General features: G+C 72.6%; 19 protein-coding genes. 12 read left to right on the top strand and 7 right to left on the bottom strand.

Annotated elements, in window-relative coordinates; all coding sequences use genetic code 11:
• Positions 1–58: 58 nt before the first annotated feature.
• A complete protein-coding gene (locus ACTMS0_RS23155) occupies positions 59–2,767 on the top strand; it encodes a DNA polymerase III subunit gamma and tau (protein ID WP_441157353.1) in 2,709 nt (902 codons plus the stop codon).
• A 121-nt stretch (positions 2,768–2,888) separates the two neighbouring features.
• Here ACTMS0_RS23155 and ACTMS0_RS23150 read toward each other — a convergent pair whose 3' ends face one another.
• On the bottom strand, positions 2,889–3,962 hold the full coding sequence (locus tag ACTMS0_RS23150; protein WP_441157352.1) for a DUF2332 domain-containing protein: 1,074 nt from the start codon (positions 3,960–3,962) through the stop codon (positions 2,889–2,891).
• 159 nt (positions 3,963–4,121) lie between these two features.
• On the opposite strand from ACTMS0_RS23150, the gene ACTMS0_RS23145 reads away from it, so the two are divergent.
• From ACTMS0_RS23145 to ACTMS0_RS23115, 7 genes are all read left to right on the top strand, one after another.
• Positions 4,122–4,430, top strand: a complete 309-nt coding sequence (locus ACTMS0_RS23145) for a YbaB/EbfC family nucleoid-associated protein (protein WP_230689043.1) — start codon at positions 4,122–4,124, stop codon at positions 4,428–4,430.
• 7 nt (positions 4,431–4,437) lie between these two features.
• Positions 4,438–5,031, top strand: a complete 594-nt coding sequence (gene recR / locus ACTMS0_RS23140; protein WP_441157351.1) for a recombination mediator RecR — start codon at positions 4,438–4,440, stop codon at positions 5,029–5,031.
• A gap of 265 nt (positions 5,032–5,296) precedes the next feature.
• On the top strand, positions 5,297–6,961 hold the full coding sequence (locus tag ACTMS0_RS23135; protein WP_441157350.1) for an ABC transporter substrate-binding protein: 1,665 nt from the start codon (positions 5,297–5,299) through the stop codon (positions 6,959–6,961).
• A 78-nt stretch (positions 6,962–7,039) separates the two neighbouring features.
• A complete protein-coding gene (locus ACTMS0_RS23130; RefSeq protein WP_441157349.1) occupies positions 7,040–8,044 on the top strand; it encodes an ABC transporter permease in 1,005 nt (334 codons plus the stop codon).
• Positions 8,041–9,003 (top strand): ABC transporter permease, encoded by a 963-nt coding sequence (locus ACTMS0_RS23125; protein ID WP_441157348.1) that lies wholly within the window; start codon positions 8,041–8,043, stop codon positions 9,001–9,003. The genes ACTMS0_RS23130 and ACTMS0_RS23125 overlap by 4 nt, the downstream gene beginning before the upstream one ends.
• A gap of 10 nt (positions 9,004–9,013) precedes the next feature.
• Complete coding sequence (locus ACTMS0_RS23120; protein WP_441157347.1) at positions 9,014–10,132, top strand: ABC transporter ATP-binding protein; 1,119 nt, start codon at positions 9,014–9,016, stop codon at positions 10,130–10,132.
• The gene (locus tag ACTMS0_RS23115) at positions 10,125–11,228 is read left to right on the top strand and encodes an ABC transporter ATP-binding protein (RefSeq protein ID WP_441157346.1); all 1,104 of its coding nucleotides are present in this window, start codon (positions 10,125–10,127) and stop codon (positions 11,226–11,228) included. The genes ACTMS0_RS23120 and ACTMS0_RS23115 overlap by 8 nt, the downstream gene beginning before the upstream one ends.
• A gap of 65 nt (positions 11,229–11,293) precedes the next feature.
• On the opposite strand, the gene ACTMS0_RS23110 is transcribed toward ACTMS0_RS23115, so the two are convergent.
• Entirely contained in the window at positions 11,294–11,677 is a 384-nt protein-coding gene (locus tag ACTMS0_RS23110) for a hypothetical protein (protein WP_441157345.1), read from the bottom strand.
• Positions 11,659–12,321: an HNH endonuclease family protein gene (locus ACTMS0_RS23105; RefSeq protein WP_441157344.1), complete on the bottom strand. Its 663-nt coding sequence runs from the start codon at positions 12,319–12,321 to the stop codon at positions 11,659–11,661. The genes ACTMS0_RS23110 and ACTMS0_RS23105 overlap by 19 nt, the downstream gene beginning before the upstream one ends.
• Before the next feature lie 99 nt (positions 12,322–12,420).
• Between ACTMS0_RS23105 and ACTMS0_RS23100 the strand changes: the two genes are divergently transcribed.
• Entirely contained in the window at positions 12,421–13,914 is a 1,494-nt protein-coding gene (locus tag ACTMS0_RS23100) for an MFS transporter (protein WP_441157343.1), read from the top strand.
• A gap of 52 nt (positions 13,915–13,966) precedes the next feature.
• Here the strand turns inward: ACTMS0_RS23100 and leuA are convergent, their stop codons facing one another.
• The 3 genes from leuA to ACTMS0_RS23085 all read right to left on the bottom strand — a co-directional run bounded on the left by leuA (position 13,967) and on the right by ACTMS0_RS23085 (position 17,385).
• Positions 13,967–15,721: a 2-isopropylmalate synthase gene (gene leuA / locus ACTMS0_RS23095; protein ID WP_441157342.1), complete on the bottom strand. Its 1,755-nt coding sequence runs from the start codon at positions 15,719–15,721 to the stop codon at positions 13,967–13,969.
• A 211-nt stretch (positions 15,722–15,932) separates the two neighbouring features.
• Positions 15,933–16,496, bottom strand: a complete 564-nt coding sequence (locus ACTMS0_RS23090) for a nitroreductase family protein (RefSeq protein ID WP_441157341.1) — start codon at positions 16,494–16,496, stop codon at positions 15,933–15,935.
• Positions 16,497–16,581: 85 nt separating this feature from the next.
• The gene (locus ACTMS0_RS23085; RefSeq protein ID WP_441157340.1) at positions 16,582–17,385 is read right to left on the bottom strand and encodes a hypothetical protein; all 804 of its coding nucleotides are present in this window, start codon (positions 17,383–17,385) and stop codon (positions 16,582–16,584) included.
• A 221-nt stretch (positions 17,386–17,606) separates the two neighbouring features.
• Between ACTMS0_RS23085 and ACTMS0_RS23080 the strand changes: the two genes are divergently transcribed.
• Together ACTMS0_RS23080 and ACTMS0_RS23075 are read left to right on the top strand one after the other, a co-directional pair.
• Positions 17,607–18,872, top strand: coding sequence for an aspartate kinase (locus ACTMS0_RS23080; protein ID WP_441157339.1), 1,266 nt, complete (start codon positions 17,607–17,609; stop codon positions 18,870–18,872).
• A gap of 4 nt (positions 18,873–18,876) precedes the next feature.
• The gene (locus ACTMS0_RS23075; RefSeq protein WP_441157338.1) at positions 18,877–19,938 is read left to right on the top strand and encodes an aspartate-semialdehyde dehydrogenase; all 1,062 of its coding nucleotides are present in this window, start codon (positions 18,877–18,879) and stop codon (positions 19,936–19,938) included.
• 27 nt (positions 19,939–19,965) lie between these two features.
• On the opposite strand, the gene ACTMS0_RS23070 is transcribed toward ACTMS0_RS23075, so the two are convergent.
• A complete protein-coding gene (locus ACTMS0_RS23070; RefSeq protein ID WP_441157337.1) occupies positions 19,966–21,342 on the bottom strand; it encodes a diguanylate cyclase in 1,377 nt (458 codons plus the stop codon).
• 250 nt (positions 21,343–21,592) lie between these two features.
• Between ACTMS0_RS23070 and ACTMS0_RS23065 the strand changes: the two genes are divergently transcribed.
• Positions 21,593–22,372: a phosphodiesterase gene (locus ACTMS0_RS23065; RefSeq protein ID WP_441157336.1), complete on the top strand. Its 780-nt coding sequence runs from the start codon at positions 21,593–21,595 to the stop codon at positions 22,370–22,372.
• Positions 22,373–22,464: the final 92 nt, after the last annotated feature.

The raw sequence follows: 22,464 nt of genomic DNA, 5'->3' as shown, positions 1-22,464 counted from the left end.
GGTGGTCACCCGCGCCGGACCGGCGCAGAATGGCTCGGTCGAGAGGAGGCGGGACGCCGTGGCGCTGGCGCTCTACCGCAAGTACCGGCCGCGTACCTTCGCCGAGGTCATCGGGCAGGAGCACGTCACCGAGCCGCTGTCGCAGGCGCTGCGCAGCGGCCGGCTCAACCACGCGTACCTCTTCTCCGGCCCGCGCGGCTGCGGCAAGACCTCCAGCGCCCGCATCCTGGCCCGCTCGCTCAACTGTGAGCACGGTCCCACCCCCGAGCCGTGCGGCACCTGCGACTCGTGCCGGGCGCTCGCCACCGACGGCGCCGGCTCGATCGACGTCATCGAGATCGACGCGGCCAGCCACGGTGGCGTCGACGACGCCCGCGAGCTGCGCGAGAAGGCGTTCTTCGCGCCGGCGCAGAGCCGCTTCAAGATCTACGTCATCGACGAGGCGCACATGGTCTCGTCGGCCGGCTTCAACGCCCTGCTCAAGCTGGTCGAGGAGCCCCCGGAGTACGTCAAGTTCATCTTCGCCACCACCGAGCCGGAGAAGGTCCTCGGCACGATCAAGTCGCGGACCCACCACTACCCCTTCCGGCTGATCCCGCCGAAGGTCCTCCGGCCCTACCTGGAGCAGCTCTGCCAGGCCGAGGGCGTCCAGGTCGAGCCGGCGGTCTTCCCGCTGGTCGTGCGGGCCGGCGGCGGCAGCGCCCGGGACAGCCTCTCCGTGCTCGACCAGCTCATGGCCGGCGCCGGCCCCGGGGGCGTCACCTACGCCCGGGCCGCCGCGCTGCTCGGCGTCACCGACTCCGCGCTGATCGACGAGATGTGCGACGCGCTCGCCGCCGGGGACGGGGCGGCCGCGTACGCCACCGTCGACCGGGTCGCCGAGGCCGGTCACGACCCGCGCCGGTTCGCCTCCGACCTGCTGGAGCGGCTGCGCGACCTGATCGTGCTCCAGCAGGTGCCGGACGCCGTGGCCAAGGGGCTCATCGACGGCCCGGACGACCAGGTCGAGCGGATGACCGCGCAGGCCCAGCGGCTCGGCCCCGGCACCCTGTCCCGGTGCGCCGACATCGTGCACGACGGGCTGGTGGACATGCGCGGCACCACCGCTCCCCGCCTGCTGCTGGAGCTGATCTGCGCTCGCATGCTGCTGCCCGGTGCCGACGACTCGACCGGCGGCCTCCTCCAGCGCCTGGAACGCATGGAGCGCCGGCTCACGCTCAGCGGCACCGACGCCCCGCCGGCCGCCGCCGGCTCCGCGCCGGCCGCCGACCCCCAGGGGGTACGCCCGGCGCCTCCCGCCCCACCCGCGGCTGCCGCCGCGATCACCGACGACCCCGCCGGCGCGCCGGCGGCTCCCGGCGCCCCGTCCGGGGTGGCCGCCGCCCGCGCCGCCGCCGCGAGTGCCGGCGCCCGTGTCGGAGCGACCGCCCAGCCGGGAGCCGGCGCGAGTGCCGGTACCCGTGCCGGCGGGACCGTTCCACAGGCAGCCGCCGCGAGTGCCGGTGTGACCGCCACGTCGGGCGCCGCCGTGCGTGCGGACGAGTCGTCCCCCGCCCAGGACGCCCCGACCCCTGGGCACGCCGGTCCGGATGCCGGGGCCGCGCCGGTCGGCATCGTGGGGTCCGGCGGTGGGGCGGCCGAGGCCGGTGCCGCCGCTCGGGGCCGTGCCGCGGCGGGTGACCCGGCAACCCCGACCCGCCGTGTCCTGCCGTCGGCCGTGATGCCCGACCCGGCGACCCCCGCCCCGCCCCGCCCCGGCGCGACCGCCCCGGGTGCCCTGGACGCGGTCGCGGTGCGCCGGGTCTGGCCGGAGATCGTGGCCAAGGTCAACCGGATCAAGAAGCCGGCCGCCGCGCTCATGCGGGATGCGGTCGTCCGAGACGTGGACGGCGGCACCCTGGTGCTGACCGTGAAGTCGCCGGTGCTCGCCCAGATGATGGGTAACCACACCTCGGTCCTGGCTGACGCGCTCCATGAGGAGTTCGGCGGCAGCTGGCAGATCCGCTGCGAGGTGGCCGGTGAGCGGGGCGGGGTGTCGCTCGGCGGCCCCTCCCGACCAGCCGGCCCGGCCCGACCGGCTGTCGCCACCCCGGCTGCCCCGAGCTCGTCACCGACGCCTGCGCCGGCTCGCCCGGACAACGGCCGGCCGGCTGGCGTTAGCGGACCCGGAATCGCCGGCGGCGAGGACGAGGACTGGCCCGAACCCGCCCGCCCCGGTGGTGCCTCTGCCTCGTCGGTCGCCGCGCCCGCCGACGCTGAGGACGACTGGCCGCAGGCGGCGCGTCCGGGTGGCGCCGCAGCCCCGGCTGACCCCGAGCCGCCCGTACCGTCGGACGCCGGCGCCGCCTCGGAGGACACGGGTCCGCACTCCGGGCCGACGGTTCCCGCCCCGCCGGCCGCCGTACCCAAGCCGGTCGGGCCGGCGGCGCCCCAGGCCGGCGGCGCGCCGGTGAGCAGCGCGATCGCTGCCGCCCGTGCGGCCGCGGCCGGGGCCGGCAAGGCCCAGCGTTCCGCTCCGGCGGCGCGGAGGACGGCCGATGCGGACTGGGCCGGCGAGCCGCCGTACGACCCGGACTTCGACGGTCCGGTGCGCGGTGGCGGTGCCCCGCCGGCCGCCCCCGCGTACGAGGGGTTCGACCCTGGTGACGAGCCGTTGGACGAGGTGATCGACGAGCGGACCGCCCGCCAGTCCAGCGAGGAGCAGGCGGTACAGCTGCTCCGCGAGGCGTTCGGCGCCGAGAAGATCGACGAGGTCGACGCCCGGTAGACAGGGTTGACGCCCGATGGACAGGTGATCGACTCCGTGCCGGCGGTATCGCGGTGTCCGACGGGGTGGGATACCCCCATGCCGCCGACACGGAGTGGATCTCCCGACGGCCGCGCAGGTCTCAGACTGTCCAGGCGGGCAGGCCGTGCGGGTGTGCCTCGGCGAGCAGGCGTTCCGGTCCGGCGCCGAGCCGGGCGCGCAGCTCGCAGTGGTCCTGCTTGTCCACCGGGTGCGGCTCGAACAGCAGATGCGCCACCGGGGCGTCGGGGGTTGCCGCCGCGGCGAGTCGCGCCAGCTCGTCGGTGACCTGTGCCCATTCGTCGGCCGGCACGTACTGCCGCATCACCGAGTGCCACACGACGGTCAGCGTCCCCGGCTCGGGCCGGATCCCGCGTAGGAAGTCGGCGGCGCCGGCGGTGACCACGTGCGCCGGCACGCGCGCGGCCAGGTCCAGCGCACCGGCCAGGCGGGCGGCCCGGGCGGTGTGCTCCGGCCAGAGGTACGCCCGCAGCGCCAGCGCGCCGTCGGCGCTGCCCGGGTCGAGCGGGTTCAGGTCGCAGCCGAGCCGCTCCACCACGTCGAGGGCCGGTAGGACCCGCGCCGCGTCCCGCAGCCAGCCGGGTGCGCCGTCCCGCCACGCGTCCGGGAGCAGGACGGGTGAGTCGACGGGGCCCCAGGCGAAGTCCCCGGAGGTGACCCGGAACCGGTCGGCTCGCAGGTTGAGGCCGGCGCTCGCGCCGAGTTCGAGCAGGCGTACGGACCGCCGACCGGTCTCGGCAACGGCGTGCAGCAGGCCCGCGAGCAGCAGGTTGGCCCGGCCGACCTCGTTGGTCTGCGGCGGCCGGGGCAGCCAGCCGCGTACCGTGTCCCGCTCGGCGGCGACCACGGCCCGGAACGCGACCCAGGCGGCGTCCGCGTCCTCGGGCCGGTACGCCCCACCGGCGCTGGGGTAGAACCGGGCGAGCTCGGGTGCCCGTCCGGTCAGCACCAAGGCGTGCACCCCGCCGAGCAGGCGCAGCGACACGACGTCGTCGACGGGCGCGTCCGCGTACCCCTCGACGGCGTCGGCGCACGGACCGCCGGCGCGGACGTCGGCGGCGGCCCGGACCAGCAGGTCGGCGTAGAGGCCGGCAGCCAGGTGCCGGCACGCCCGTGCCTGCCGTTCCATGGCGGCGGCCGCCTGCTCGCGCGACATTCGGGCTCCCTCCGACAGGCTGTCCTGATCATTCAGTGGCGTGGCGAGACGCGGGAAGCACCGGGCAGGGCGAGGTCGGTCACAGCGACTAGGCTGGGCGGCGGCCGAGCAGACGATTGCGAGAAGGAGCCATCCGTGCGCCCAGGTGGACAGCCGAACATGCAGCAGATGCTGAAGCAGGCGCAGAAGATGCAGCAGCAGATCGCCAAGGCGCAGGCCGAGCTCGCCGAGGCGGAGCTGACCGGCACCGCGGGCGGCGGCCTGGTCACCGCGACCGTCGCCGGCACCGGTGAGCTCAAGTCGATCAAGATCGACCCGAAGGCGGTCGACCCGGAGGACGTCGAGACCCTGGAGGACCTGGTGGTCGCCGCGGTGCACAACGCGGCGGAGGCGGCCCGGGAGCTGACCGAGAAGAAGATGGGCCCGGTCGCGGGCGGGATGGGCGGCCTCGGCCTGCCCGGTTTCTGAGCCGCCGATGTATGAGGGCGCCATTCAGGACCTGATCGACGAGCTGGGCCGGCTGCCGGGTGTCGGCCCGAAGAGCGCCCAGCGGATCGCCTTCCACGTCCTGTCCGCGGACCCGGCCGACGTCAACCGGCTGGCCGGCGCGCTGCGCAAGGTCAAGGAGCTGGTGCGCTTCTGCACCACCTGCTACAACGTGGCCGAGTCCGAGCAGTGCCGGATCTGCCGCGACCCACGCCGCACCGACGAGGTGCTCTGCGTGGTCGAGGAGCCGAAGGACGTGGTGGCCATCGAGCGGACCGGCGAGTTCCGCGGCCGCTACCACGTGCTCGGTGGCGCGATCAACCCGCTGGAGGGGATCGGTCCCGACAACCTGCGCATCCGGGAGCTGATGACCCGGCTGGGCAGTGGCGTGGTGAAGGAGCTGATCCTGGCCACCGACCCGAACACGGAGGGCGAGGCGACCGCCACGTACCTCGCGCTGATGGTCAAGCCGATGGGGATCGCCGTGACGCGGCTGGCCAGCGGCCTGCCGGTCGGTGGCGACCTGGAGTACGCCGACGAGATCACGCTGGGCCGCGCCTTCGAGGGGCGCCGGGCGGTCTGAGGCGCCTCTGAGCTGGCGCGACGGGTCTGACACCGAGAGGTCGGAAAGGTCAAGTCGACGTAACAGTTTGGCATCGTGGGTACGGATCGTTAGCTGGAAGTGCCCTCCTGCCTTCGTTTCGTCGGTGGCATCGCGACAAAGACACGATCCGATACCAACCGTCCACCCGGCGGTTTCCGCAGCGTCGGCCCGGGAGCTAAGGTTCCGCCCATCGGTGGCCCCGGTCACCGCGTTGTCCGTACCCCCAAGGACGAGGTGAAGCACGATGCGTGCATCCAGGCCGAAGGCCGCTATCGCGGCCGTCGCGGTCGCGGCCCTCGCGGTAGCCGGCTGCGCCGAGAGCGACCGCGACGATTCTTCCGGCGGTAGCAAGAAGGACACCCTCGTCTTCGGCGTAGCCGGAGACCCGAAGGTGCTCGACCCGAGCTTCGCCAGCGACGGTGAGTCGCTTCGTGTGGCGCGTCAGGTCTTCGAGACGCTGGTCCGTCCGGAGGAGGGTGGCACCAAGGTCACCCCCGGCCTGGCCGAGTCCTGGACCCCGGACGCCGCCGGCACCACGTGGACCTTCAAGCTCCGCTCGGGCGTGAAGTTCCACGACGGCACCGACTTCAACGCCGAGGCCGTCTGCGTCAACTTCAACCGCTGGTACAACGCCAAGGGCCTCATGCAGAGCCCCGACGTGACGGCGTACTGGCAGGACGTCATGGGCGGCTTCGCCAAGAACGAGGACGAGGCGCTCCCGCCGAGCCTCTTCAAGTCCTGCACCGCCAAGGACGCCACCACGGTCGACCTGGGCTTCACCCGGGTCTCCAGCAAGATCCCGGCCGCCCTGATGCTGCCGTCGTTCTCCATCCACAGCCCGAAGGCGCTGGAGCAGTACGACGCCAGCAACGTCGGCGGCACCGCCGAGGACATCAAGTACCCGGCGTACGCGACGGAGCACCCGACCGGCACCGGCCCGTTCAAGTTCAAGTCCTGGGACGTCGCCAACAAGACGCTCACCATCGAGCGCAACGACGACTACTGGGGCCAGAAGGCCAAGCTGAAGACCCTCATCTTCAAGACCATCTCGGACGAGAACGCCCGCAAGCAGGCGCTGCGCTCCGGTGACATCCAGGGCTACGACCTGGTCGGCCCGGCGGACGTCGAGCCGCTGAAGGGCGAGGGCTTCAACGTCCTGACCCGTCCGGCGTTCAACATCCTCTACCTGGCGATCAACCAGAACGGGAACCCGAAGCTGAAGGACCTCAAGGTCCGGCAGGCGATCGCGCACGCGCTCAACCGCCAGGCCCTGGTCGACTCGAAGCTGCCCCCGGGCGCCAAGGTCGCGGTGAACTTCATGCCGGATACCGTCGAGGGCTGGAACGGCGACGTCACCAAGTACGAGTACGACGTCAACAAGGCCAAGCAGCTGCTGGCCGAGGCCGGTGCGTCGAACCTGACCCTGCGGTTCCACTACCCGACCGAGGTCACCCGGCCGTACATGCCGAACCCGAAGGACCTGTTCGAGCTGCTCTCGGCGGACCTCCAGGCGGCCGGCATCAAGGTCCAGCCGATCCCGCTGAAGTGGAGCCCGGACTACCTGAACGCCACCACCTCCGGCAACAAGCACGACCTGCACTTCCTCGGGTGGACCGGCGACTACGGCGACGGCTACAACTTCATCGGCACCTTCTTCGACCGGCAGAAGGACGAGTGGGGCTACAACAACCCCGCCCTCTTCGACCAGTTCAAGGACGCCGACACCACCGCCGACCAGGCGGCCCGGGTGGAGAAGTACAAGGCCCTGAACAAGGCCATCATGGACTTCCTGCCGGGTGTTCCGGTGTCGCACTCGCCGCCGGCGATCGTGTTCGGCAAGGACGTGACCGGCATCAAGGCCAGCCCGCTCACCGACGAGCGGTACGCCAACGCCGAGTTCAAGTCCTGATCTGACGCAAAGGACCGCGGGCGGGCGCTGTTTCGACAGCGTCCGCCCGCGCCCCTCCCCACCCCTTTCGAGGCCACCGTGTTCCGGTTCATCGTCAGACGCCTGCTGCAGCTGATACCGACGCTGTTCGGGCTCTCCCTCCTGCTCTTCATCTGGCTCCGCCGGCTGCCCGGCGGTCCCGAGACCGCCATCCTCGGCGAGCGCGGCACGCCCGAGATGCGCGCGGCGATCCGTCGCAGCATGGGCCTCGACGAGCCGATCCTGGTGCAGTACGGCCGGTTCGTCCGGCGGTTGATCCGGCTGGACCTGGGCACGTCGACCTCGACCAAGCGCTCGGTGGTCAGCGAGTTCCTGGAGCGCTTTCCCGGCACCGTCGAGCTGACCGTCACGGCGCTGGTGATCGCGATCGGGCTCGGTATCCCGCTGGGCTACCTGGCCGCCCGTCGCCGCGGCCGGCTGCTCGACCACCTGTCGGTCGGCGGGTCGCTGATCGGGATCTGCATCCCGGTCTTCTTCCTCGCGTACGTGCTCAAGGCGATCTTCTCGGAGAACCTCGGCTGGTTCCCGTCCAGCGGACGGCAGGACCCGACCATCGACGCCACCCGGATCACCAACTTCTTCGTCTTCGACGGGCTGATGACCCGGGAGTGGGACGCCGCCGCCGACGCCATCTGGCACCTCGTGCTGCCGGGCCTCGCGCTGGCCAGCATCCCGCTCGCGATCATCGTCCGGATCACCCGGGCCAGCGTGCTGGAGGTCCTCAACGAGGACTTCGTCCGCACCGCCGAGGCCAAGGGCCTCACCGAGCGGACCGTGCGCCGCCGGCACGTGTTGCGTAACTCGCTGCTCCCGGTGGTCACCTCGATCGGTCTGCTCACCGGTGGCCTGCTCTCCGGTGCGGTGCTGACCGAGACCGTCTTCGCCTTCACCGGCATCGGGGCGTTCATCTACGACGCGATCAACCAGCGCGACTACCCGGTGCTGATGGGCTTCATCATGATCATCGCGGTGGTGTACGTGCTGGTGAACCTCCTGGTCGACCTCTCCTACAGCCTGATCGACCCGAGGGTGAGGGTCCGATGACGATCACCGCCGGCAAGAAGAAGGAAAAGCTGGACCGGCTCGCCGAACTGGCCGCCCGGGACGACGAGCGGGGGGTCAGCCTCTGGCAGGAGGCCTTCCGGCGGCTGCGCCGCAACCCCGCGGCCATCATCGGTGCGGTCATCCTGGCGATCTTCGTCCTGGTCGCGCTGATCGGGCCGTTCCTGGTCCCCTACAGCCCGACCGACACGATCGGCATCCGGGAGGGCCTGATCCGGCCGGGCCTCATCCCCGGCGCCGACGGCGACCACTGGCTCGGCTACGACCACCAGGGCCGCGACGAGTTCAGCCGGTTGATCGTCGGTGCCCGGCAGACCCTGCTGGTCGGCGTGGTCTCCACGTTGATCGGTCTGGCCGTCGGCGCGGTGATCGGCGGCGTCGCCGGCGCCGCCGCCGGCCTCGGCGGCCGGTGGGGCCGGGCGATCGACAACGTCCTTATGCGCGTCATCGACATGATGCTGGCGCTGCCCAGCCTGCTGCTCGCGGTGAGCATCGCCGCCCTGCTCGGGGCCAGCCTGACCACCGTGATGATCGCGGTCGGCGTGGTCTCGGTGCCGGTCTTCGCCCGGCTGCTGCGCGGTTCCATGATCTCTCAGTCCAACAGCGACTACGTTCTCGCCGCCACCTCGCTCGGCGTCAAGAAGCCGAAGATCGCGCTGAGCCACGTGGTGCCGAACTCGCTCGCGCCGGTGATCGTGCAGGCGACCCTCACCCTGGCCACCGCGATCATCGAGGCCGCCGCACTCTCGTTCCTCGGCCTCGGCAACCCCGACACGGCCGTGCCCGAGTGGGGCGTGATGCTCGCCGACGCGCAGCAGTACCTCGGTGTCCGCCCCGGCCTGGCGATCTACCCGGCCGTCGCCATCATCATCACCGCGCTCGGCTTCACCCTGCTCGGTGAGGCGATGCGCGAGGCCCTCGACCCGAAGCTGCGGAAGTAGGTCTCCTCTCATGGCACTGCTCGAAGTGGACGATCTCTCCGTCACCTTCGCCCGGCGCGGTCAGCGCACCGTGCACGCGGTCGACGGGGTCTCCTTCGCCGTCGACGCCGGTGAGGTCGTCGGCCTGGTCGGCGAGTCCGGCTGCGGCAAGAGCGTCACGTCGCTGGCGATCATGGGTCTGCTCCCCAAGCAGCCCGGCATGCGGGTCGGCGGCAAGGCCGTCTTCGACGGCACCGACCTGCTCCAGCTCGACGACCGCTCCCGCCGGGACATCCGCGGCCGCGACGTCGCGATGATCTTCCAGGACCCGCTGTCGTCGCTGAACCCGGTGATCCCGATCGGGCTGCAGGTGACCGAGGTGCTGGCCCGGCATCGCGGGATGAAGGGCGCGGCGGCGGAGAAGGAGGCGGCCGCGCTGCTCGACCGGGTCGGCATCCCGGACCCGAAGCGCCGCCTGAAGGAGTACCCGCACCAGCTCTCCGGCGGCATGCGGCAGCGCGCCCTGATCGCGATGGCGGTGGCGTGCCAGCCCCGGCTGCTCATCGCCGACGAGCCGACCACCGCGCTGGACGTCACCATCCAGGCGCAGATTCTGGAGCTGCTCAAGGAGTTGGTCCGGGACTCGGGCACCGCCCTCGTGATGATCACGCACGACCTGGGTGTGGTGGCCGGCATGTGCGACACCGTCAACGTGCTCTACGCGGGCCGGGTGGTGGAGACGGCCCGGCGGCGCCCGCTCTTCCGGGAGCCGCGGCACCCGTACACCGTGGGTCTGCTCGGCTCGGTGCCGCGCCTGGACGCCGGGCGCGGCGAGCGGCTGACCCCGATCCCCGGCTCGGTGCGCGACGTGCTGTCCTGGCCGGACGGCTGCGCGTTCGCCCCGCGCTGCTCCCGGCGCGTCGACGCCTGCGTGGGCGAACCGCCCGCACTGGTGCTCACCCACGACGGCCGCAGCTACCGGTGTGTCAACCCGGCGCCGCTGCCCGGGATGACGCCGGCCGAGGAGGTCCGGGGCGCGGTGCCGACGGACGCCGAGCCCGGCTCGGTGCCGGCGCAGGCCGTCCCGAACGACCCGCCCGCGGTGCCCGGCCTCGGTCCCGCCCCGCGCGAGGAGGACGCACGTGACTGAGAATGAGATCCTCGTCGAGGTACGCGACCTGAAGGTGCACTTCCCGATCAAGCGGGGCGTGCTCTTCGACCGGACGATCGGCCACGTCAAGGCCGTCGACGGGGTCGACCTGCGGATCCCGCGCGGAAAGACGTACGGCCTGGTGGGCGAGTCCGGGTGCGGCAAGTCCACGCTCGGCCGGGCGCTGCTCCAGCTGACCCCGCCCACCGATGGCGAGGTGGTCTTCGACGGCGTCGAGCTGACGAAGCTGCCGGCGGGCCGGCTGCGGACGATGCGCCGCCGGATGCAGATGATCTTCCAGGACCCGATGTCCAGCCTGGACCCCCGGCAGAACGTCGAGTCGATCCTCACCGAGGGCCTCCAGACCCACGGCATCGGCGGCAGCCGGGACGAGCGGCGGAAGATCATCGGCGAGACGCTCGACAAGGTGGGCCTGCCCCGCTGGGCGCTCTCCCGCTACCCGCACGAGTTCTCCGGCGGCCAGCGGCAGCGCATCGGCATCGCCCGGGCGCTGGTGCTCGGCCCCGACCTGATCGTCGCCGACGAGCCGGTCTCCGCGCTCGACGTGTCGATCCAGGCCCAGGTGGTCAACCTCCTCGACGAGCTCCAGGAGAGCCTCAACCTGACCTACCTGGTGATCGCACACGACCTGGCCGTCGTCCGGCACATCTCCGACACCGTCGGCGTGATGTACCTGGGTGCGCTGGTCGAGGAGGCGCCGAGCGACCGGCTCTACAACGAGCCGCTACACCCGTACACGCGGGCGCTCATGTCGGCGGTGCCGGTGCCGGACCCGGACGTCGAGGACCGCCGGGAGCGGATCCTGCTCGCCGGTGACCTGCCCTCGCCGGCCAACCCGCCGGCCGGCTGCCGGTTCCACACCCGCTGCCCGTGGGCGCAGCCGACCCGCTGCGCCGACGAGCGGCCGGTGCTGCGCGAGATCGGCGGCAGCCGGGTGGCCTGCCACTGGGCCGAGCGGATCGCCAGCGGCGAACTCCGCCCGCACAAGGTCGAGGTGCAGATCACCCGCCCGCTCGACGAGGGCGAGGACCCGCACGCCGTCTCCGCGCCGAGCGAGCCCGGCTCGTACGTCTGAGTGAAAGGAAGGGCCCCTTCTTAACGCCTGGCGTATAGGAAGGGGCCCGTCTTCACAGGTGTACGTCAGCCCTCGGGGCGGTGCAGCAGCGCGACCGCGATGCCGTGCACCGCGTCCAGTCCGGTCGGATCGGCGAGGGCCACCCTGGCCCCCGTAACCGTGTACCACTCGTCGGCGTCCTTGTACTTCACCCGCAGCGTCACCTGGCCGCCGGCGTACTCGGCGCGCAGGGTGAGCTCGCCGGTGACCACGCCGACCTCGTCGGTCATCACCCCGCCCGGGCCGGGCACGACGTCGGCCGTCCGCTCCTGCACCGGAACCGAGGCGTTGCCGGCGTCCGCCGACATTCCCGCTCCCGGCACCGCGGCCGGGGCGGCGGCCTTGCCGTCGGCGGTCATCCCGGCCGTGGTGGGGCCGGTGGTCTCCGGCGTCACGGCTTGCTCGCCCATGTGCAGCCCTCCAACATCTCGGCCAGGGCGGCCTTCTCGGCGCTGGTCACCGTGAGCCGCCAGTGGTGCTTGACCACGACCCAGCTCGCCGCGTAGCGGCACCAGTACGACCGGTTCGCCGGCTTCCACTGGGACGGATCCTGGTCACCCTTTGCCCGGTTGGACGTACGCGAAACCGCGATGAGCTGCGGCAGTTCCGTGTCGTTGGCGAAGTCGCCCCGCTTCGCGTCGGTCCACTCGTCGGCACCGGAGCGCCAGGCGTTGGCGAGCGGCACCATGTGATCCACGTCCACGTCGGACGGATCGGTGAGGACGCGGCCGTCGTACACGCTCTCCCAGCGCCCGCCGACGACGTTGCAGCCGGAGAGCTTGATGTCCTCACCGTCGCGCTTGAGCACGGTGTCCCGGACGTCGCAATTCTTGCCGGTCTCCCGCCAGTGCGGGAAGTGGTCGCGGCTGTAGCCCCGCATTGACCCGGCGCTGGCCACCGTCAGCTCGGCCAGCTTGTCGACGGCGGTCCCCCCGTCGCTGGTCGGCGGCGTGTCGGGCTCCGCGACCGGGGCGCAGCCGGCCACGCCGAGCGCCAGCGCCGCCGCGAGCGCCGCGGCGGCGCGCGGTCCTGATCTGGTACGCACAGACGACACCTCTCCAGCTTGGGGGCTCCCGGCGATCCCGCACAGTACCCGGGGATGGTTTCGGCGTTTCGTGGCGTCTCCCACATGGTGCAGGGCAGATTGGGGTCCATGACTGCACCCGCCCTGCGGATGGGCACCCCCTCCGGGCGCGGCACGCTGCTCGCGGCGGTCCTCGCCTCCGGCATGGTCTTCCTGGACAGCACGGTGGTCAACGTGGCGTTGCCCCGCCTCGGCGGGGACCTCGACGCCACCGTGTCCGGTCTCCAGTGGACGGTCAACGGCTACCTGCTGATGCTCGCCGCCTTCGTCCTACTCGGCGGCGCGCTCGGCGACCGCTTCGGCCGGCGGCGGATCTTCCTGCTCGGGGTCGTGTGGTTCACCGTCGCCTCGCTCCTGTGCGGGCTGGCCCAGGACACCGGGCAGTTGGTCGCGGCCCGGTTCCTCCAGGGCGCCGGTGGGGCGCTGCTCACCCCGGGCTCGCTGTCGGTGCTCCAGGCCAGCTTCCATCCGGACGACCGGGGGAAGGCGATCGGCGCGTGGTCCGGGCTCTCCGGCGTCTCCACCGCGCTCGGCCCGTTCGTCGGCGGCTGGCTGATCGACGCGCTCTCCTGGCGGTGGATCTTCTTCCTCAACGTGCCCCTGGCGGTGCTGGTGGTGCTGGCCGCGCTGCGCTGGGCGCCGGAGAGTCGGGATGAGGACGTCTCCCGTACGGAGGGGCCGGGCCGGCGACGCCGCCGCTTCGACGTACTCGGGGCGCTGCTCGGCGCGACCGCCCTGGCCGGCGTCACATACGCCCTGATCGACGCGCCCGCCCGGGGGCTCGACTCCGTCCCGGTGCTGGTGGCGGCGGCGGTCGGGGTGGTCGGAGCAGTCGTCTTCGTCCTGGTGGAACGGCATCGAGGGGACAGCGCGATGCTGCCGACCGGGCTGTTCGCCAGCCGGCTCTTCTCAGCGTTGAACGTCTTCACCGTGGTGGTCTACGCGGCGCTCAGCGGGTTCACCTTCTTCCTCGCCGTCTACCTCCAGAACGTGGTCGGCTGGTCGGCGTTACTCACCGGGATCGCGCTGCTGCCGATGACCGTCCTGCTGCTGATCGGGTCACCGCGGGCCGGCGCCCTGTCGGCGCGGATCGGGCCGCGGTTGCCGCTGACCGTCGGGCCGGTGGTCGCCGCCGCCGGGCTGTTGCTGCTGCGTGGGGTCGGGCCCGGCGCGTCGTACTGGCGGGACGTCCTGCCCGGCGTGGCGCTCTTCGGAGTGGGGCTGACCCTGGTGGTGGCGCCGCTGACCGCCTCGGTGCTGGCCGCCGTCGAGGACCGCTTCGCCGGGGTGGCGAGCGGCTTCAACAATGCCGCCTCCCGGGCCGGCGGCCTGCTCGCGGTCGCCGCGCTGCCGCTGCTGGTCGGCCTCTCCGGCACCGGGTACGAGCAGGCGGGCGAGCTGACCGGCGCCTACCGGGGCGCCATGCTCTGGTGCGCGGGGCTGCTGCTCGCGGGCGCCGCACTGGCCGCCCTGCTCGTCCACCGGCCGTCCCGCGAGGCGCCCCCGTCGCAGCCGTGCCCGTCCCTCCCCGCGTCCACCCCGCCCAGGCGGGGCAGGCGTTAAGAAGGGCCCCTTGTACAACGCCAGGCGTTAACAAGGGGCCCTTCCTTACACGTCAGCGGGCGCGGTTGACGGCGCTGGTCACCGCCTTGATGGTCGCGGTGACGATGTTGGCGTCCACGCCGACGCCCCAGACCGTACGGCCGTCGACCTCGCACTCCACGTACGCCGCCGCCTGGGCGTCGCCGCCGGAGGAGAGGGCGTGCTCGTGGTAGTCGAGCACGCGGACGCCGACACCGAGCGCCTGGAGCGCGTTGACGTACGCGTCGACCGGGCCGTTGCCCACCGCGGTGATGACGCGCTGCTCGCCGCCGTGGCCGACGCGGGCCTCGATCTCGACCTTGCCCTCGACGGTGCCGATCGCATAGTCGGCCAGCGTGACGGCCGGGTCGGTCTGGTGGTCGAGCAGGTACTGCCCGGCGAAGATCTCCCACATGGCCTGCGGGTCGACCTCGCCACCGCCGTTGTCGGTGACCTGCTGGACCACCCCGGAGAACTCGATCTGGAGCCGGCGCGGCAGGTCGAGCTGGTGCTCACTCTTCATGATGTACGCGACGCCGCCCTTGCCGGACTGCGAGTTGACCCGGATGACCGCCTCGTAGGTGCGGCCCAGGTCCTTCGGGTCGATCGGCAGGTACGGAACCGCCCACGGGTGCTCGTCGACCGGTACGCCGGCCTCCGCCGCGTCGACCGCCAGGGCGTCGAAGCCCTTCTTGATCGCGTCCTGGTGGGAGCCGGAGAAGGCGGTGTAGACCAGGTCGCCCGCGTACGGGTGGCGCTCGTGCACCGGCAGCTGGTTGCAGTACTCGACGGCGCGCTTGATCTCGTCGATGTTCGAGAAGTCGATCATCGGGTCGATGCCCTGGGAGAACAGGTTCAACCCCAGCGTCACCAGGTCCACGTTGCCGGTGCGCTCGCCGTTGCCGAACAGGCAGCCCTCGATCCGGTCGGCGCCGGCCAGCAGGCCCAGCTCGGCGGCGGCCACGCCGGTGCCGCGGTCGTTGTGCGGGTGCAGGCTCAGCACCAGGCTGTCCCGGCGGGGCAGGTGCCGGTGCATCCACTCGATGGAGTCGGCGTACACGTTGGGCATCGCCATCTCGACCGTCGCCGGCAGGTTGACGATCAGCTTGCGGGCCGGCGTCGGGTCGACGACCTCGATGACCTTCGCGCAGACCTCCAGCGCGTAGTCCAGCTCGGTGCCGGTGTACGACTCCGGCGAGTACTCGTAGTGGATCTCCGTGTCCGGCGTGTGGATCTCCGCGTACTTCTGGCAGAGCCGCGCGCCGGTGGTGGCGATGTCGGTGATGCCGTCGCGGTCCAGCCCGAACACCACGCGGCGCTGGAGCGTGGAGGTCGAGTTGTAGAAGTGCACGATCGCCCGCTTCGCGCCGCGCAGCGACTCGAAGGTGCGGTCGATCAGGTGCTCCCGGCACTGGGTCAGCACCTGGATGGTGACGTCCTCGGGGATCAGGTCCTGCTCGATGAGCTGCCGGACGAAGTCGTAGTCGGTCTGGCTCGCCGAGGGGAAGCCCACCTCGATCTCCTTGTAGCCCATCTGCACCAGGAGCTGGAACATCCGGCGCTTGCGCTCCGGCGACATCGGGTCGATCAGGGCCTGGTTGCCGTCCCGCAGGTCGACGGCGCACCAGCGCGGCGCGGTCTCGACGTGCCGGGTCGGCCACGTGCGGTCCGGCAGGTCGATGCGGAACTGCTGCTGGTACGGCTGGTATCGCCGGTACGGCATGCGGCTGGGCCGCTGCCGCGCGATCGGATCGGTCTCAGCGTCGGTGGTGCCGGCTGGGTGAGCCATGGCGGAGTGCTCCCGTGGTCATGTGACGTCAGCAGTCGAAGGTCGGCGACGGTGCCGAAAGAAAGATCAGAGAGTGCTGGGCGGCGCGGTTCGACTCCGCGACGAGGTGCCGGCCGTCAGGCCTCGTCGCGGCGACCAAGGAGGAGGTGCGCCTGCCACATGACAGGGTCACCCTACGTGGTGGGACGGTCGGTGGGAAGGATGGTCCGCTCTATGAGACGGAGTTCGCAGTCGCGCCGGTCAGCATCAGATCGGCGACCGGGTGGCGGCGGCGCAGGCCGGTCTCCGAGTCCAGCAGGTCGGCCGGGAGGCTGAGCGGGTCGCCGAGCCGGCCGACGGCGACCACCACGGCGGGGTGGACGTCGTCGGGCAGGTTCAGGTCGGCGGCGAGGCCGGCCCGGTCCAGGTTGCGCAGTTGGCAGACGTGCAGCCCGAGGGCGGTCGCCTGCACGGTCAGGTGCGCGACCGCGTGGCCGAGGTCGTAGGGCGCGCACCCGCTCGGGTCGGCTGCCGGCGTGAGGTGCGCCGCCAGCAGCAGGGCCGACGCGCGGCCGGCCCACCGCTGGTCCCGCGCCGGCAGGTTCACCATGATCCGTTTCCACGTCTCGTCGTCCCGCTGACCGACGGCGAAGCGCCACGGCTGCCGGTTCGCCGCCGACGGCGCCCACCGGGCCGCCTCCAGGAGGACGCCGACCTCGGCCGGGCCGAGGTCGGCGCCGGGGTCGAACGACCGGGGGCTCCAGCGGAACGCGAGCAGCGGAGTGAGGTCGGCCATGCGACACAGCGTCCCGTATAGCCCTTTTGCTTACGGAGTCGGTGGGGTCCGAATGTGGGCAAACGCACCCGTAACGGATCGAAGCCTAGAGCGTTCCGGTGGTCGGCTCGGGTGCGGCGGTGCCCAGCGGCTCCCCGTCTATCACCGGCCCCGCCAGCTGCACGCTGGCCGGGCCGGGCGCGGGTGGGCCGGCCAGCGTCAGCGTGCCGGAGGCCGTGTGGACCGCGGTGGGCGTCCCATCGGCGTCGTAGCAGTAGATCCCGACGTCCAGCGGCGCGTTGATCGACGCGGACGTCGTCTCCACCGAGTAGCACGTCCCGGTCGCGCCGGGCGGCGGCTGCGCGGGGGACACGGACAGCGGCGACCGGCGGTCGGTCAGCACGTCCAGCCAGTCGGTGAAGGGGTGGTGGACCCGGGGGTCCAGGCGGCGCGGAAGGGCGTCGCCGGTGTCGCCGACGCGGACGCAGCTCGCCGCCTCGGGCCGGGCGGCGGACGGCAGCCCGCACTGGAACAGGCCGTCGGCGGTAGCGGCCAGCGAGACGTCCGCGCCGCCGCCCAGCGCACCACCTGGCACGTCGACCCGCCAGCTGCCGTCGCCGGCGGTGGTGACCAGGATCGTGCGGTCCGGGCCGTCCGGGCCGCGCAGCGTGTAGCTGGCGACCAGGTGCCGGTCCTGCGCCGCCGCCGCGAGGGCGGCCAGCTCGTCCCGCGCCGCGTCCGCTCCGGCCGCCGCCGGTGGCGGCGCCGTCGGTGTCGGCGGGGCGGCCGGGTCGGCGGTGCAGGAGACCAGGAGCGCCGGCAGGGCCAGCGCGAGCGGGCCGGTGAGCCGCCGGGTCGGCGGCACCGCCGGGAGCCGGGCGGGTACGGCCGGACGAAGGTGGGCGGGCACCCGCCCATTCTCGGGTGCGTCGCCCGTGTCCGGTGCCCCGTCGCCCGGTGGCGGGTCGGCGTGTCGTACGCCACCTCACCCCCTTCACCCGGGCCGGATGGTGGGATCACCCGACCCGGCCGATCCGGCCGCCCGATAGGCTGAGGGCGTCTGACATGCGCCGCCGGCCCTCATCCGGCGGCGTCGGCACGCTCAGGGTCGCTGGGAGGGAGTGCACGCTCGTGGCACTCGTGGTGCAGAAGTACGGCGGGTCCTCCGTCGCCAATGCCGAGCGGATCAAGCGGGTGGCCGAGCGGATCGTCGCCGCCCGCAAGGCCGGCGACGACGTCGTGGTGGTGGTCTCCGCGATGGGGGACACCACGGACGAGCTGCTCGACCTGGCCAACCAGGTCAGCCCGCTGCCGCCGGGTCGCGAGCTGGACATGCTGCTCACCGCCGGGGAGCGCATCTCGATGGCGCTGCTCGCCATGGCGATCCACAACCTGGGGTACGAGGCCCGCTCCTTCACCGGCTCCCAGGCCGGTGTGATCACCACGTCGGTCCACGGCAGGGCGCGGATCATCGACGTCACGCCGGGCCGGCTCAAGGGCGCGCTCGACGAGGGTGCGGTGGTCATCGTCGCCGGCTTCCAGGGCGTCTCGCAGGACACCAAGGACGTCACCACGCTGGGGCGCGGTGGTTCGGACACCACCGCCGTCGCGCTGGCCGCCGCGCTCGACGCGGACGTCTGCGAGATCTACACCGACGTCGACGGCGTCTTCAGCGCCGACCCGCGGATCGTGCCCAACGCGCGGCACATCAGGCAGATCACGTACGAGGAGATGCTGGAGCTGGCCGCCTGCGGCGCCAAGGTGCTGCACCTGCGGAGCGTGGAGTACGCCCGCCGGGCGGGGTTGCCGATCCACGTCCGTTCGTCATACTCGACCAACACCGGCACGATGGTCACCGGATCGATGGAGGACCTTCCCGTGGAACAGGCACTGATCACCGGGGTCGCCCACGACCGCAGCGAAGCCAAGATCACGATCGTCGGCGTGCCCGACGAGCCGGGTGCGGCCGCGCGGATCTTCGACACCGTCGCCGGGGCGGAGATCAACATCGACATGATCGTGCAGAACGTGTCCACCGAGGGCACCGGCCGCACCGACATCTCGTTCACGCTGCCCAAGACCGACGGCCCCACCGCCATGGCCGCGCTCAGCAAGATCCAGGACGTGGTGAAGTTCAAGGGCCTGCTGTACGACGACCACGTCGGCAAGGTCTCGCTGATCGGTGCCGGCATGCGCTCGCACCCCGGTGTGGCGGCCGGGTTCTTCGCCGCCCTCGGCCAGGCCGGCGTGAACATCGAGATGATCTCCACGTCGGAGATCCGGGTGTCCGTGGTCTGCCGCGACACCGACCTGGACGCGGCGGTACGTGCCATTCACGAAGCCTTCGACCTCGGCGGCGACACCGAGGCGGTCGTGTACGCGGGGACCGGGCGGTAGCCCCGTGACGTCGCTGCCCACCCTGGCCGTGGTCGGGGCGACGGGTGCCGTCGGCACGGTGATGTGCGAGCTGCTCAGCGGGCGTAAGAACGTCTGGGGGGAGATCCGGCTCATCGCCTCCGCCCGCTCGGTCGGGCGGGTGGTCCAGTGCCGGGGCGAGGACCTGACCGTCCAGGCGCTGACCCCGGAGGCGTTCGACGGCGTCGACGTCGCGATGTTCGACGTACCGGACGAGGTGTCGGCCGAGTGGGCCCCGGTCGCCGTGAGCCGGGGCGCGGTCGCGGTCGACAACTCCGGCGCGTTCCGGATGGACCGGGACGTCCCGCTGGTCGTCCCCGAGATCAACCCGGAGCAGGCCCGCAACCGGCCGAAGGGCATCATCGCCAACGCGAACTGCACCACTCTCACCATGATCGTCGCCGTCGCGCCGCTGCACCGCGAGTACGGCCTGCGCGAGCTGGTGCTGTCGTCGTACCAGGCGGTGTCCGGGGCCGGTCAATCCGGCGTGGATGCCCTCCAGACGCAGCTCACCAAGATCGCCGGTGACCGGTTGCTCGGCTCCCGCCCCGGCGACGTCCGGCAGGCGGTCGGCGACGAGCTGGGCCCGTTCCCGGCGCCGCTCGCGCTGAACGTGGTGCCCTGGGCCGGCTCGGTGGCCGACGGCGGCTGGTCGTCGGAGGAGATGAAGCTCCGCAACGAGTCGCGCAAGATTCTCGGCCTGCCCGACCTCAAGGTGTCCGCCACCTGTGTCCGCGTACCCGTGGTGACCGGGCACTCGGTGGCCGTGCACGCGGTCTTCGCCACCGAGGTGGACGCGGAGGGCGCCCGGGAGGTGCTGCGCAACGCGCCGGGCGTGATCCTGGTCGACGATCCGGCGGCGGGTGAGTTCCCGATGCCGATCGACGCGGTCGGCACCGACCCGTCCTGGGTCGGCCGCATCCGCCGCGCCCTCGACGACCCCCGCGCCCTGGACTTCTTCGTGACGGGCGACAACCTGCGCAAGGGCGCCGCCCTGAACACGGCCCAGATCGCCGAACTCCTGGCCCGCGAGTTCACCCGCCCCTGAACCCCACCCCCGCACGGGAGGGCCGGGTTAGGCCGCGGCTAGGCGGACACCGTCGCGGCCGTGGCGTTTCACCGCGTAGAGGGCCTGGTCGGCGCGGCGGAGGGTCAGATCGGGGGACTCGCCGGGGCGGGGGAGGGCGACGCCGACGCTGATCGTCCGGCCGATGCGCCGGGCCGCCTCGGTCAGGCGTTCGGCGATCCGGACGGCCTCCTCGGGCCGGTTCACCTCGATCACCGCCACGAACTCGTCGCCGCCGATCCGGTACAGCTCGTCGCCGTGCCGCAGCGCCCCCTCCAGGGCCCGCGCCAGGCCGACCAGCACCCGGTCGCCGGCCTGGTGGCCGTACGTGTCGTTGACGCTCTTGAAGCCGTCCACGTCGATCGCCAGCAGGGCCGTACGCCCGGGGGTGGCCGTGGCGATCCGCTGGCCGAACGGCCCGGTGTGCCGCAACCCGGTCAGCGGGTCGGAGCTGGCCTGCTCGCGCAGCCGGGCCAGGGTGCGCAGCCGGTCCAGGGCGTTCCAGGCCTGGCCGGCGAGCAGTTCCATCAGGTTCACGGTCGTCGGGTCCGGACGCAGCAGCCGCTCGTCGGCCACCAGCAGCAGCCCGCCGCCCTCGAGCGGGCCGACCGGCACCACCACCAGGGTGCGCGCCCCGGCGCGGGTCAGCGGGGCGTGGTCGACGGTCGGCGGGTGCCTGGCCTCCCCGAGGGTGTAGCCGGCGCCGTACCGGTGGGCGAGAGTGATCATGCGGCCGAGCGCCTCCGGACCGGCCTCGGCCAGCTCCGCCCGGATCCGGGACTCCAGCTCACCCGGTGCGGCGGTGGGCGCGCCGAGCCGGGGGCCCTGCCGGCCGGCCAGCACCAGGACGGCGGCGGAGAGGGTCGACACGTCCCGGGCGGCGGTGATCGCCGCGTGCATCAGGTCCCACTCGGTGGGTGCCGACGTCAGCGCGGCGGCGTGCCGGAGGAGCTTCTCGCTGCGGCTCTCCGCCGGCGGGCCGCCGAGCGCGACGATCCGCGCGCCGAGCCGGGTCGCCAGGCGTTCGGTGGTGTCCCGCCAGGCCGGCAGGTCCGCCGGCCCGCTCCACTGGAGGTCGAGGACGCCGATCGGCCGGCCCGCCGGATCCAGGACCGGTACGCAGACCTCGCTGGCGACGTCGGGGCGTACCGGGATGTAGTCCGGGTCCGCCGCGACGTCGGCGACGACCGCGGTGCGGCCGGACGCGTAGACCCGGCCGACGATGCCGGTGTCCGGCGGGACGGTCGAGTAGACCTGCCAGGAGCCGGTCGCCGCGACGCAGCGGAGCCGGTCGTGGACCTGGAGGAGCACGGAGATGGTGGCCGGCGCGTACCGGGCCAGCGCGGTGACGGTCCACTGGCACGCCTCGGCGGCGGTCGACGCCATCGGAAGGCGGACCGTGACGTCACGGATGACACGTTGATGATCCACTCGTACGTCGTCCCAGGTCGGCAGCGGGCCCGGCCGGCACCGGGTCACGCGATCAAGCGTAACCAGGGCGCGGCGACGCCCGGCGGTCTTCGTACACACGTGCTATCCACAGGGTGTGGACGGCGCCTGTGCGTCCCTGCGGGCGGGCCACGCGGGGTGCGTGGTGGCGATAGCGTGAGGATCCCGGTCGAGTGGTGGAGGTCCGATGCTCATCGCCCAGCTCAGTGACCCGCACCTGACCACCGGCGTGCTCGCGTCCGAGCCGGCCGCCGGGCTCCACCGGGCCCTCGGCCGGGTGCTCGCGCTGAACCCCCGGCCGGACTGCGTGGTCATCACCGGCGACCTGGTGGACCGGGGCCGTCCCGACGAGTACGCGGCCCTGCGCGAGATCATCGGGCGGTTCCCGCTCCCGGTGCACCTCGTCGCCGGCAACCACGACGACCGGGAGTCCCTGCTCGACGCGTTCGGCGGCACACCGTGGCTGGGCGGCGGCTTCTCCGCGTACTACCACGTCGACCACCCCGAGGTGACCGTCGTGGTGCTGGACTCGCTCGTCCCCGGGGCGGGCGGCGGTCGGATCGGCCCGGAGCAGCTCGGCTGGCTGGACGGCGTGCTCGCCGGGCGGCCCGAGGTGCCGGCCGTGGTCTGCCTCCACCACCCGCCGGTGACCGTCGGCATCCCGGCCGCCGACGCGGTCGGGCTGGCCGATGCCGACGCGCTCGCCGAGGTGATCGGCCGGCACCCGCACGTGGTCCGCGTCGCCGCCGGCCACCTGCACCGGCCGGTGACGGCCGGCTTCGCCGGCACGGTGCTCACCACGGCACCGAGCACCTGGCGGCAGAGTTCGCTCACCCTGAGCCCGGACGAGCAGATCGGCTGGGTCACCGAGCCCACCGCCCTGCTGCTGCACCGGCTCGACGGTGCCGCCTGCGTGACGCACGTCGTGCAGGTCAGCCACGCCGCCGGTCTGACGTGCAGTTTCTGATGTGGACCCACCGGCGGTCCTCCGCCGGTCACCGCGGACTCGTCCGTTCGTAGGGCCGTCCCCCGTACCGGCAGCTCAGATGTGCTGCCCCG

The organism is Micromonospora sp. H33 (assembly GCF_052068455.1).
Taxonomy (GTDB): Bacteria; Actinomycetota; Actinomycetes; order Mycobacteriales; family Micromonosporaceae; genus Micromonospora.
This window is presented reverse-complemented; position numbering and strand designations above follow the sequence as displayed.